The following is an 11,296-nucleotide window of genomic DNA, read 5'->3' on the forward strand; positions in this document are numbered from 1 at the left end:
CGGGCGCCGGGTGCTCCGTTCGCGGCACGTGCGCCGCGGGTCGACTGTCGCGGGAACCGTTCACGCCCGGAAGTCTCGCATCCGCCACTGACAACCGGCCCGCCCGCCCGACGGCCCGGCCTCGTCCGCCACGGCCCAGGGGAGGCGGCGTACACCCCGGCCACGGACAAAACGGACCGGTGCGCGATGATGGAAGACCCCATCAGCCCCACCGGTCCCACGGGCCGCGCGCCCGCGCCGGCCCCGCACCGCACGACGCACGGCCGAGACATCGGCGAGAGGTACCACCCATGGCAGCGCGCATCCTCCTGGCCCGGCACGGACAGACCGCCTGGTCCCTGTCCGGCAAGCACACCGGCCGCACGGACATCCCGCTGCTGGACGAGGGCCGCCGCGGCGCGCGGCTCCTCGGCGAGCGGCTGCGCCACGCCCCCTGGAACGGCCTCCCCGACGTCGAGGTCCGCACCAGCCCGCTGCGGCGCGCCAAGGAGACCTGCGAACTGGCCGGTTTCGGCGACCGCGCCCAGGACTGGGACGACCTGATGGAGCTCGACTACGGCGCGTACGAGGGCCTGACCCCCGCCGAGATCAAGGCGGACCGGCCCGACTGGCTGATCTGGCGCGACGGCGTCCCCGAGGGCGAGACCCTGGCCGAGGTCGCCGCCCGCGCGGACCGCGTGGTGGACTGGGCCCGCTCGCGCGAGCGCGACGTCCTCCTCTTCGCCCACGGCCACATCCTGCGCTCGATCGGCGCCCGCTGGCTCGGCCTCGACGTCTCCTTCGCGGCCCGCATCCGCCTGGAGCCCACCTCGCTGTCGGTCCTGGGCTGGGCCTACGGCGAACCCGCCATCGAGCGCTGGAACGACACCGGCCACCTGGGCTGAGCCCGGCGCCACGGGGCGGGCGGCCCGCCCCGGCTACGCCGTACGGAAGACCCCCAGCGCCGTACACCGCTCCAGGAAGGCGGCGACCGGCTGCGCCCCCCGGTGCGGACGCAGCGCCCGCGCCGTGCCCTGAAGCATGGCGCGGATACGGGGGGAGCGGACCCGGTGGAGCAGGTCCAGGGCCCGCGTCCCGGTGGCGGCGGCCTCGTCGGGGACGCCGCCGGCCGCGAGATCGCCGGCCAGTTCCGCGGTGAACAGGGCGATGTTGCGGGTGAAGTGCGGGTCCTGGAGCGCCACCGCCCGGCGCGCGTGCGCCGCCGCGCGCCCCGCGTCGCCCAGTGCCGACCAGCACTGCGCCTCCAGGCCCTCCGACTCGGCCTCCCCGAAGAACGTCATCCACTCCGGATCACCGTCCGCCGGACCGCGGACGAACAACCGCTGCGACCGCAGCAGCGCCCGTTCGCACGCCGCGCGGTCACCGAGCCCCGCCCAGCCGCCCGCCTCCCGCAGCGCGAGCAGCGACAGCAGCCGCGACGAGCCGAGGTGCCGGGCGGCCCGCTGCGCCGCCTGCGCGGCCCGCACCGCCTCCCGGGGGCGCCCGGTGTCACGGGCCAGGAAGGAGACGTTGCAGAACGCGTGTGCCTCCAGGGCCGCGTCGTCCCGGAGCCGGGCGGTGGCCAACGCCTCCGCGTAGTGCGAGCGGGCGTCGTCGAAACGGTGCGAGTCGTGCGCCAACCAGCCGACGGAGACGGCGAGTTCCCCGGCACCCGCGTACAGCCGGTCGGCGACGGAGGTGTCGCGCACCTCGCGGTCCAGCAGCTCGTAGGCGGCCCGCAGGGGGGCGCCCGCGTGGCGGTAGAGCCCCTCGGCGCCCATCCGGTCGTCCAGTACCCGGATGTGCCGCACCGCGGCCTCGACGGCGGCCGCCTCACCGCTCCCGGCCCGGCCGCCCGGGGAGAACAGCCGGCGCGGCGGACCGCTCTCCACACGGAAGAGGGACGACGCCGGCGGCAGCGCGGTGCCCGTCCCCGTGCGCGCCGCCCGTCCGCGGACCGTCTCGCGCGGCGCGAACCCCATGTCCGCCAGCGTCAGTCCGGGGAACATGTGCCGGAACACCCGCTCGTACGCGTAGTTGGGACAGCGGATCTCCCCGGACTCGACGCGGCCCACATAACGGGCGTCGCAGGAGACCTGCTCGCCGATCTCGCGGGCGGACCTGCGGACCGCCGCGGCGAACTCGCCCGGCGACAGCTTGCCGCGCAGCTGCCGGAAGGCGGTGTTCGGGCGGACGGGGACAGTGCGGAGCGACGTTGAACGCGCTGCTGGCGACGCCATGGCGGACCTCTTCCGTGCCCTCTCCGTGACCTCTGTGGGGCGGTGCCGCGGTGCGGCGGCACGACCGTACCGTCTGTGATGATTCCGCCACACTGGGTTTGGCTACAAACGGGATATCTCACCCGTGATCTGCCATGAAGTGCCATCCTTTGCGGCGTGACGACGCCGTAGCCGTTGACGCGCCGGGGCCGTTGGACACAGGCAATGTGCGGCGCGTGCGTGAGGAGGGGTTTCCGTGTGGGAGACCGGCGTGGGCAGGAGCGTCAACGATACGACGGAAACGGGGGGGCGGGGCGAGCGGTCGCGGCCCTGTGACCTCGTCACCGTACCGGCCCGGCAGGGCCTGGAGGCCGTCGACATCCTCCGGCTGCGCAACGGCGTCGGCCCGGTCCTGCACGACGGACGCTGCGACACCCTCGGCTTCCTGGTGCCGCCCGGCACCGCCGACGGCTGGGACGTCCCCGGCAGCGCCTGCACGCAGACCTGCGCCCCCGTCCCCGCCGCCGAACCCCCGGTGAACGGCACCGGCTGGCTGGTCCCCCCGGAGGGCGCGTACGCGGAGGCCACCGACCCGGCCGTGCTGCGCCGGGCGCTCGGCGAGGCGGCCCGCACCATCGAGGCCGTGGACCGCTGCCGCTGAGGTGCCGGGACGGGGCGCGGGGCGCCGGGCGTCTTGCCGCGCGTCCCTCCCTCGTCCAATAAGGGGAACGTTTCTCCCCTAACGGGGGAATCCGCACATCCTCACAGAAAAGCGTTCGTTGGGTCCGGTGCCTGTTCCCAACCGAAAGGAATCCGGAGATGAAGCGGATCGTCACGACCGCGGCGACGGCCATGATCGGCTGCGCGCTGGTACTGGGCGGTGCCGGGGCCGCCTCGGCCCGCACCATGGGCAACGAGGGAGGCCACGAGGACGGCGGCCACGGCGCCACCGCCGTGGGCGTCGCCACCAACTCGCCCGGCCTCATCAGCGGCAACAACATCCAGGTGCCGATCGACATCCCGATCAACCTCTGCGGCAACACCATCGACATCATCGCGCTGCTCAACCCGGCCTTCGGGAACACCTGCGCGAACAAGTGACCCGGCTTCCGGCCTTGGCCACCGCCGGCGGGTCGCCCGCGCCCTCGCGTGCGGGCGGCCCGCCGCCGCGCGGCCCGGCCCCCGGCCGCTGACCAGCGGATACGGCCTCGCCCGCACCGGCGATACTGGTGTCATGGCGAAGAGCAGACGCGGGCGCGGCGGCCCGGAACCCGTGGTGGAGCCGGTGGCCGGCGGCACGGCGGAACTGCGGCCCGACCGGGACCGGCCCCGCGGCCTGACCCTGTTCCTCGACGGCGCCCCGCAGTCCTTCGTCGACCTCGACGACCCGTCGTACCTCGACTTCGCCTACCAGCGCCGCCTCGGCCACATCGCCGACCTCGCCGCCCCGCCCGGCAAACCCCTGCGCGCCGTCCACCTCGGGGGCGGCGCCCTCACCCTGGCCCGCTACATCGCGGCCACCCGGCCCCGCTCCAGCCAGCAGGTCGTGGAGATCGACACCGCGCTGACCCGGCTGGTGCGCCGCGAAATGCCGTGGGACCCCGGCTGGCGCGTCAGAGTACGCGGCGCCGACGCCCGCGAAGGGCTCGCCAAGATCCCCGACGGCTGGGCCGACCTGGTCATCGCCGATGTCTTCGCGGGCGCCCGCACCCCCGGCCACCTCACCAGCACCGAGTTCGTGGCCGAGGTACGGCGGGCGCTGCGCCCCGGAGGCTGGTACGCGGCCAACCTCGCGGACGGGCCGCCGCTGCGGTTCCTGCGCGGCCAGATCGCCACCGTCCACGAGATCTTCCCCGAGGTGTGCCTGACCGCCGACCCGGCCGTACTGCGCGGCAAACGGTTCGGCAACGCCGTACTGCTGGCCGCCGACGCCGAACTGCCCGTCGCCGGGCTGACCCGGCGGGCGGCCACCGACCCGCAGCCGGGGCGCGTCGAACACGGCCGGGCGCTGCGGGACTTCACCGGCGGCGCCGCGCCCGTCACCGACGCCACGGCGACGGCCTCACCGGCACCGCCGCCCGGCGTCTTCGGCTGAGGCCCGGCCCGTCAGGTCGTGGTCTCGTTCCACTGGACCATCGGCGGATGCCCGTTCCAGGAGCAGATCACGGTGGCGTGGCCGGACGGGGAGGAGAAGTCGACACGGAGCCAGACATCCTCCTTCCACACCTGCATGTCCCAGCCCGGCCGGGGAGTGGCCGACACCAGCTGGGCCGAGCGCTGTCCCAGGTCGAGCACGACCCGGCCGCCGGACGTGGAGAAGCTCTTGACCTCACCGCCGCCGGTCATCATCCCGGCGGTCGCGGCGGCCGTGGGGCGCCGCGCGGGCCGGTCGGCGGAGGGGGAGGGCGCGACCGTCCGCGCCGGGGTGGGGCTCGGTGTGGCGCGGGGAGCGGGGGAGCGGGTCGGGCGGGGCCGGTGGGTGGAGGAGACCTCCGGGGTGGCGGCGGTCTCCGGTTCGGGCTCCGAGGACGGCATCGTCCCGGAGAGCGGCAGGGCGCGCGGCGGGTCGTACGCCGTGCCGGCCAGGACCGTGTGCACCCCGAACCACGACAGGGCGACCGCTGCGCCGGTCGCCGTGGTCCAGGCCGCCGCGTGCATCAGCCCCCGGCCGGAGCTTCCTCTCACCACACACCCACCCATGGTTCTCGCCGCCGGGAGGCTGGTCCCGGGCGGTCGGCCGTCGGAACGAGGGACGGTGAAGCCTCGCGCCCGTCCAGTATCCGCCGACCGTACGGGCACCGGCGCCGTGCGCGCCCGGGCCCGCGGGCGCCGGCGCACGCCCCCGAAAACCGTGTGCGCTCCCCGGAGCGGCCGTGATGGGATCACTCGTCATGGAACCCCTCGGCGCGCCCGTCACCGACGAGACCGGTCTTCTGGCCAGGATGGAACAGAATCTGGCCGAACACGCCTGCCATCTGCACCGCGGCATGCCGGGCGCGACCGTCACCGCATCCGGCGACCTGCTGATCGCCGACAGCGGCCTGGACGACGACACGTTCAACATCGTCGCCGCCGCCCGCTTCACCCCCGCCACCGCACCGGGGCGCGTCGCGGAGACCGCCCGGAAGCTGTCGGGAACCGGCCGCCCCTTCTCCTGGTGGGTCGGCCCCGCCTCCACCCCGGCCGGCCTCACCGGCCTCCTCACGGACGCCGGACTGCCCGCCGCCGAGCACGAGACGGCCATGTGGGCCGCGCTGGACGACACCCTGCCGCGCCCCGCCGCTGACGGACCGGACATCGTCGTGGCGAGCACGCCCGGTCAACTCGCCGACTACGCCACCGTGCTCGCCGCGAACTGGACCCCGCCCGCCGCCACCGTCCGCGGCTTCTTCGCCCGCAACGCCGCGCGGGCCCTGGCCGAGGACTGCCCGGCCCGCTATCTGGTCGGGTACCACGAGGGCCGCGCCGTCTGCTCGGCCGAGGTCTTCCTCCACGCGGGCGTCGCCGGGCTCTACAACGTCAGCACCCTTGCCGCGTACCGCCGCCGCGGGTACGGCGGGGCGATCACCCTCGCCGCCCTGCGCACGGCCCTCGACCGGGGCCACCGCATCGCCGTCCTCCAGGCGTCCGCCGACGGAGAACCCGTCTACCGCCGCCTGGGCTTCCGCTCCTGCGGCCGTTTCACCGAACACGCCGTCACCCCGTGAACCGTCCACGACACCGTCACGGGTGACGCCCTCCCGCGCGGTCGACCGTGCGTCAATGCCGGTCAAGCGAAGGCCCCCGAATGGCGTACGGTGCCGCCCATGGCAAGTGTGCTCGTCGTCGAGGACGACCCGTTCGTCCGTTCGGCCCTCATACGGCATCTGACCGAGGCGTCCCACACCGTACGGAGCGTCGGCACCGCCCTGGAGGCGCTCCGCGAGGTCGCCCACATCGGCTTCGACGTCGTCATCCTCGACCTCGGACTGCCCGACCTCGACGGCTCCGAGGCGCTGAAGATGCTGCGCGGCATCACCGACGTACCCGTGATCATCGCCACCGCCCGGGACGACGAGGCCGAGATCGTACGCCTGCTCAACGACGGCGCCGACGACTACCTCACCAAGCCGTTCTCCGTGGAACACCTCTCCGCCCGGATGGCCGCCGTGCTGCGCCGCGCACGCGCCGGCGCCCCCGGCGGCGAACCCCCCTCGCGCGTACTGCGGGTCGGCGGCCTCAGCGTCGACCCCCTGCGCCGCCAGGCGTCGCTCGACGACATCCCGCTCGACCTGACCCGCCGCGAGTTCGACCTGCTCGCCTTCCTCGCCGCCCGCCCCGGCGTCGTCGTCCCCCGCCGGGAACTGCTCGCCGAGGTGTGGCAGCAGTCCTACGGCGACGACCAGACCATCGACGTCCATCTGTCCTGGCTGCGCCGCAAACTGGGCGAGACCGCGGCCCGGCCCAGATATCTGCACACCCTGCGCGGGGTGGGCGTGAAACTGGAGCCGCCGCGGTGACCCCGGCGCCGGGCGCCCCCGGAAGGGGGCCGCGGCGGTGAGATGGGCACTGGTCAAGGTGGCCCTCGCGGTCACCGTGATGGTCGTGGTCGCCTTCGCGATCCCGCTCTGCCTGGTCGTCAAGGAGATGGCCCGCGACCGCGCGTTCTCCAACGCCGAACGCCAGGCCGCCACCATCGGCCCCGTCCTGGCCATCACCACCGACCGCACCCAGCTGGAACGGGCCGTCGCCAGCGCCGAGACCGGCCCCGGAGGCCATATCGGCGTCCATGTCCCCGCGGCCGTCAAGGGCGGCCGGCCCACCGAGGTCGGCTCCCGGCGGGCCGCGCCGCGGGACGTCGCGGCCGCCGTCAAGCTCGGCCGGGCCTCCATCGCCCCCGCCCCCGGCGGCTCCTCGCTGCTCCAGCCGACCGCCGTCGCCACCGGCACCGCCGTGGTCGAGGTCTACGTCCCCGACGCCGCCCTCACCAAGGGCGTGGCGACCTCCTGGATGGTGCTCTCCGGCGTCGGCCTGGCGCTGATCGTCGGCTCGGTCGCGGTCGCCGACCGGCTCGGCACCCGGATGGTGGTCCCCGCCGAACGGCTGGCCGCCGCCGCACACGACCTCGGCACCGGCGACCTCGGCGTACGCGTCCCCGAGGACGGCCCCAAGGAACTCCGCTCGGCCGCCGCCGCGTTCAACTCCATGGCCGACCAGGTCGTCCAACTCCTCGCCAACGAACGGGAGCTGGCGGCCGACCTCTCCCACCGGCTGCGCACCCCGCTGACCGTACTGCGGCTCAACACCGCCTCCCTCGGCGACGGACCGGCCGCCGAACAGACCCGCGCCGCCGTCGAACAGCTGGAACGCGAGGTCGACCAGATCATCCGCACCGCCCGGGAACAGAGGACCTCCACCCAGCAGACCGCGGCCGCGACCGGCTGCGACGCCGCCGAGGTGATCCGTGAACGGATGGACTTCTGGTCCGCGCTCGCCGAGGACGAGGGCCGCACCGTACGGCTGGCCGGGGTGCACCGCCCGGTCCGGGTCCCCGTCGCCCGCCCCGACCTGGCCGCCGCCCTGGACGCCATGCTCGGCAACGTCTTCCGGCACACCCCCGAGGGCACCGCGTTCGCCGTCGACGTCCACCACGCCGAGGACGCGGTGATCGTGCTGGTCTCCGACGCCGGACCCGGCATCGCCGACCCGGACGCCGCGCTCCGGCGCGGCCACGGGGGCGGCGGCGACGGCTCCACCGGCCTCGGGCTGGACATCGTCCGCCGCCTGGCCGAGTCGACCGGCGGCGACGTCCGCATCGGCCGCTCCGTCCTCGGCGGCACCGAGGTACGCGTCTGGCTCGCCCTCGCCGCCCGCGACCCCCGGGGCGGCACCCGCCGGGGCAGCGGCCACCGCCTCCGCCGCCGCCTCGGCGCGGGAGGGAAGCGAGCGGCGGGGCGGGTGTGAGGGGAGATGCGCGCGTGGGGGACCGCGGGTTTGCCCTCCCCTCCGCAGCACCTCCGATCCCGCCTCTTAACGCCCCCCTTTCGCTTCCTTAAGACCGCCATAAATCGACGGCCCGCCACGCCAAAACACCGCTTTGTCCGTTTCGATGCCGCTAGCGTGCGTGACGCGCACCCCCGTCCCCCACGGAGCGCACCCGCCCCCGTACGGATGCCACCCCATCCCTACGGGGGCGGGCCTCAGCCCCAGGCCACCAGGAAGGCACGAGATGAGCCGCCCGGCACCCCGCCGCCGCACCGCCCGCCCGGCCGGGCCGGTCGCGGGCGGCTCCCCCCGTGCGGGCGGCGCGTCCTCCCACCGGCCCTGAGCTACCGGCGGTCCGGGCAGGCCACCCGGACCGCCCGCCCCCGGCGGGGCGCGGCGTCCTTCCCCCCACACGCCGCGCCCCGCCCCGTTACGCGTTCGCCCCCGTGCTCCCTCGTACCGCCGTGCGGAAGGCGATCGGAGTGGTCCCGGCGTGGCGCTGGAAGAACTTGGTGAAGTTGGTGGCGTCCGCGAAGCCCAGCCGGTCGGCGATCCGGGCGGCGGACTGGTCGCCGTGCGCCAGCAGCCGCTTGGCCTCCAGGACCACCCGCCGGTCGATGAACTCCTTCGCCCCGATCCCGGCGGCGGCCTCCGTGGCCCGCGACAGGGTGCGGGGGGAGTACCCCAGCGACCGGGCGTAGTCCGCGACCCGGCGGCTGTACGCGAAGTCCCGCTCCACCGCGTCCCGGAACCGCAGATACGTCTCACCCGCCTCGCACGGCTCCCCGTCCTCGGCGCCCCCGGACGTCCGGACGTGCGCCAGGCGCAGCACCAGTACCGCCAGCAGATGCCGCAGGACGTCGACATGCACCTCCAGCGGCAGCCCGCCCAGCCCCGCGAACTCCCGGTGCAGCTGCTCCAGCGCCTCCAGCGCGCCCCGTGCCGCCGCGCCCCGCGGCCGCTGCACGGCGGGCCCGTACCAGTCCTCGACGCGGGCCGCCGACGCGGTCGCCGGGTCCAGGAACCCGGACTCGAAGAGGACCAGCCTGCCCTCGGCGCGGCCCAGGTCACCGAAGTGGTGGACCTGCCCGGGGCGCGACCAGAGCCAGTCGCCCGGGGAGACGGTGTGGGCGTGGAAGTCGACGGTGTGCGTCAGGCTGCCGCTGTCGACGGTCAGCAGATGGTGGAAGCCGGGGCGGTGCGGCGTGGCGAGCCGGCAGGCGTCCGCCCGCTTCCGCAGCTCGGCCAGGGTCATCACCTCGACGCCCGCGGGCCGCCCGGCCGGAGCGGAGAACGCCACCTCCCGGATCTCCGGAGGTGCCTCCTGACCCATCTGTCGGATTTTGACCATCGCTCGTCCCAAGTCTACCCCGAAATGTCCGTCTGCTCCTTCTAGCGTAGAAGACGTCAGCGCGGCTGATGACGGAAAACGGAAGTCCTCCGGGACTCGGAACCACTGGGAGACACCATGTCCATGATCGCGATCTTCGGGGCGAACGGCACCATCGGCAGCCGCATCCTCCAGGAGGCCCTGAACCGCGGCCACCAGGTCACCGCGGTCGTCCGCGACCCCGCCAAGATCACCACGAGCCACCCGAACCTCACCGTGACCACCGGCGACATCCTCGACCCGGAGTCCGTCGCCAAGGCCGCCAGGGGCCGGGACGTGCTGGTCAGCGCGGTCGGCGGCGGCGACGGCCCCGGCCACATCGCCACCATCGAGCCCGCCGCCAAGTCCCTCGTCGCCGGTCTGCGCACCCTGGGCGACGCGGCCCCGCGGCTGATCACGGTCGGCGGCGCCGGCTCGCTGCGCAAGGCCGACGGCACCCAGGTCTGGGACAGCGAGGGCCTGCCGGAGTTCCTGCTCCAGATCATGCACGCGCACGGCGACGCCCTGGACTTCTACCGCTCCGTCTCCGACGTCCGCTGGACCAACCTCAGCCCCGCCGCCACCATCGAGCCCGGCGAGCGCACCGGCACCTACCGCACCGCCCTCGACGACCTGATCACCGACGCCGAGGGCACCAGCCGTATCTCCGCCGAGGACTACGCCGTCGCCGTCCTCGACGAGATCGAGCGCCCCCAGCACATCGGCGAGCGCTTCACCGTCGCCTACTGACGAAGCGTCGGCCCCGGCCGCCCCACGCGCCCCGGCCCCGGAAACACTCAAGGCCCCCGATCGGACGATCGGGGGCCTTGACAGTGGGGTGAGTAACGGGACTTGAACCCGCGACATCCTGGACCACAACCAGGTGCTCTACCAGCTGAGCTATACCCACCATGGCCGGTGCTCTGTGGTGCTTTCCCGCACCGGCTGAGAAAAGTGTACAGGGTCCGAAGGGGTGCTCGCTCCCGGCTTGCCGTTCGCCGGGAGCGAGCTGCGTCACTTCGGTGCGGAGTGTGCCTCGGGCGGCAGGACGTGCTTGGCCGCGATGGCCTTCGCGGTGTCCGAGTCCGGGCCCGGCGACGGTACGAAGACCGCCTCCCGGTAGTAGCGCAGTTCCGCGATGGATTCACGGATGTCCGCGAGCGCCCGGTGGTTGCCGCTCTTCTCCGGACTGTTGAAGTACGCCCGCGGGTACCAGCGCCTGGCCAGTTCCTTCACCGACGACACATCCACGATCCGGTAGTGCAGATGGCCTTCCAGTGCCGGCATGTCACGCGCCAGGAAGCCGCGGTCGGTGCCGACGGAGTTGCCGCACAGCGGTGCCTTGCGCGGCTCCGGTACGTGCTGCCTGATGTACGCCAGCACCTGCGCCTCGGCGTCCGCCATCGTCGTCCCGCCGTCGAGCTCGGCCAGCAGGCCGGAGGCGGTGTGCATCTCGCGCACCACCTCCGGCATCGTGGCCAGTGCCTCGGCCGGAGGGCGGATCACCACGTCCACCCCGTCGCCCAGGACGTTCAGCTCCGAGTCCGTGACCAGCGCGGCCACCTCGATGAGGGCGTCGTTCGCCAGCGAGAGACCGGTCATCTCGCAGTCGATCCACACCATGCGATCGTTCATACGCCTCACCCTACGGGGCGCTCCCGCTGACTGGGCAGCGTGGTCCGACCGGCACCCCTTCCGAGCTGCGGCTCCGGCATCCGCGCGGCATAGGCGTCGGACACCGGGCGTCCCGGGTCCGCCGCCTCGG

The 11,296-nt window shown here is 74.3% G+C and carries 12 protein-coding genes and 1 tRNA gene; 8 read left to right on the forward strand and 5 right to left on the reverse strand.

Features of this window, described 5'->3' with window-relative positions:
• Positions 1-290 precede the first annotated feature (290 nt).
• A complete protein-coding gene (locus tag AC51EU_RS20870) occupies positions 291-884 on the forward strand; it encodes a histidine phosphatase family protein (RefSeq protein WP_496268533.1) in 594 nt (197 codons plus the stop codon).
• A gap of 33 nt (positions 885-917) precedes the next feature.
• Here AC51EU_RS20870 and AC51EU_RS20875 read toward each other — a convergent pair whose 3' ends face one another.
• Positions 918-2,219, reverse strand: a complete 1,302-nt coding sequence (locus AC51EU_RS20875; protein ID WP_496268534.1) for an NsdA family TPR-like regulatory protein — start codon at positions 2,217-2,219, stop codon at positions 918-920.
• Positions 2,220-2,454: 235 nt separating this feature from the next.
• Between AC51EU_RS20875 and AC51EU_RS20880 the strand changes: the two genes are divergently transcribed.
• The 3 genes from AC51EU_RS20880 to AC51EU_RS20890 all read left to right on the forward strand — a co-directional run bounded on the left by AC51EU_RS20880 (position 2,455) and on the right by AC51EU_RS20890 (position 4,293).
• Positions 2,455-2,859 carry a hypothetical protein gene (locus AC51EU_RS20880; RefSeq protein ID WP_496268535.1) on the forward strand — a complete coding sequence of 135 codons (405 nt, stop codon included), beginning with the start codon at positions 2,455-2,457 and terminating at the stop codon, positions 2,857-2,859.
• Positions 2,860-3,017: 158 nt separating this feature from the next.
• On the forward strand, positions 3,018-3,299 hold the full coding sequence (locus AC51EU_RS20885; protein WP_496268536.1) for a chaplin: 282 nt from the start codon (positions 3,018-3,020) through the stop codon (positions 3,297-3,299).
• A 133-nt stretch (positions 3,300-3,432) separates the two neighbouring features.
• Positions 3,433-4,293, forward strand: coding sequence for a spermidine synthase (locus tag AC51EU_RS20890; RefSeq protein ID WP_496268537.1), 861 nt, complete (start codon positions 3,433-3,435; stop codon positions 4,291-4,293).
• A gap of 11 nt (positions 4,294-4,304) precedes the next feature.
• Here the strand turns inward: AC51EU_RS20890 and AC51EU_RS20895 are convergent, their stop codons facing one another.
• Positions 4,305-4,886 (reverse strand): hypothetical protein, encoded by a 582-nt coding sequence (locus tag AC51EU_RS20895; protein WP_496268538.1) that lies wholly within the window; start codon positions 4,884-4,886, stop codon positions 4,305-4,307.
• Between the two features lie 254 nt (positions 4,887-5,140).
• Between AC51EU_RS20895 and AC51EU_RS20900 the strand changes: the two genes are divergently transcribed.
• The 3 genes from AC51EU_RS20900 (at position 5,141) to AC51EU_RS20910 (ending at position 8,141) form a co-directional block, all read left to right on the forward strand.
• Positions 5,141-5,905 (forward strand): GNAT family N-acetyltransferase, encoded by a 765-nt coding sequence (locus tag AC51EU_RS20900; protein ID WP_496268544.1) that lies wholly within the window; start codon positions 5,141-5,143, stop codon positions 5,903-5,905.
• Between the two features lie 99 nt (positions 5,906-6,004).
• Entirely contained in the window at positions 6,005-6,697 is a 693-nt protein-coding gene (locus tag AC51EU_RS20905; RefSeq protein WP_496268539.1) for a response regulator transcription factor, read from the forward strand.
• Between the two features lie 37 nt (positions 6,698-6,734).
• On the forward strand, positions 6,735-8,141 hold the full coding sequence (locus AC51EU_RS20910; RefSeq protein ID WP_496268540.1) for a sensor histidine kinase: 1,407 nt from the start codon (positions 6,735-6,737) through the stop codon (positions 8,139-8,141).
• Between the two features lie 451 nt (positions 8,142-8,592).
• Here the strand turns inward: AC51EU_RS20910 and AC51EU_RS20915 are convergent, their stop codons facing one another.
• Positions 8,593-9,513, reverse strand: a complete 921-nt coding sequence (locus AC51EU_RS20915; protein WP_496268541.1) for a helix-turn-helix domain-containing protein — start codon at positions 9,511-9,513, stop codon at positions 8,593-8,595.
• A gap of 117 nt (positions 9,514-9,630) precedes the next feature.
• On the opposite strand from AC51EU_RS20915, the gene AC51EU_RS20920 reads away from it, so the two are divergent.
• Positions 9,631-10,281 carry an NAD(P)-dependent oxidoreductase gene (locus tag AC51EU_RS20920; protein WP_496268542.1) on the forward strand — a complete coding sequence of 217 codons (651 nt, stop codon included), beginning with the start codon at positions 9,631-9,633 and terminating at the stop codon, positions 10,279-10,281.
• An 84-nt stretch (positions 10,282-10,365) separates the two neighbouring features.
• Here AC51EU_RS20920 and AC51EU_RS20925 read toward each other — a convergent pair.
• Positions 10,366-10,441, reverse strand: a tRNA-His gene (locus AC51EU_RS20925).
• A gap of 104 nt (positions 10,442-10,545) precedes the next feature.
• The gene (gene orn, locus AC51EU_RS20930) at positions 10,546-11,166 is read right to left on the reverse strand and encodes an oligoribonuclease (RefSeq protein WP_496268543.1); all 621 of its coding nucleotides are present in this window, start codon (positions 11,164-11,166) and stop codon (positions 10,546-10,548) included.
• Positions 11,167-11,296: the final 130 nt, after the last annotated feature.

The sequence above is a fragment of the Candidatus Streptomyces philanthi genome, from assembly GCF_059553635.1.

Bases quoted from the DNA above. Each gene is read 5' to 3' on its own strand.
- AC51EU_RS20870 (WP_496268533.1), top strand. From the start codon at position 291: ATGGCAGCGCGCATCCTCCTGGCCCGGCACGGACAGACCGCCTGGTCC.
- AC51EU_RS20875 (WP_496268534.1), bottom strand. From the start codon at position 2,219: ATGGCGTCGCCAGCAGCGCGTTCAACGTCGCTCCGCACTGTCCCCGTC.
- AC51EU_RS20885 (WP_496268536.1), top strand. From the start codon at position 3,018: ATGAAGCGGATCGTCACGACCGCGGCGACGGCCATGATCGGCTGCGCG.
- AC51EU_RS20890 (WP_496268537.1), top strand. From the start codon at position 3,433: ATGGCGAAGAGCAGACGCGGGCGCGGCGGCCCGGAACCCGTGGTGGAG.
- AC51EU_RS20900 (WP_496268544.1), top strand. From the start codon at position 5,141: ATGGAACAGAATCTGGCCGAACACGCCTGCCATCTGCACCGCGGCATG.
- AC51EU_RS20905 (WP_496268539.1), top strand. From the start codon at position 6,005: ATGGCAAGTGTGCTCGTCGTCGAGGACGACCCGTTCGTCCGTTCGGCC.
- AC51EU_RS20915 (WP_496268541.1), bottom strand. From the start codon at position 9,513: ATGGTCAAAATCCGACAGATGGGTCAGGAGGCACCTCCGGAGATCCGG.
- AC51EU_RS20920 (WP_496268542.1), top strand. From the start codon at position 9,631: ATGTCCATGATCGCGATCTTCGGGGCGAACGGCACCATCGGCAGCCGC.
- orn (WP_496268543.1), bottom strand. From the start codon at position 11,166: ATGAACGATCGCATGGTGTGGATCGACTGCGAGATGACCGGTCTCTCG.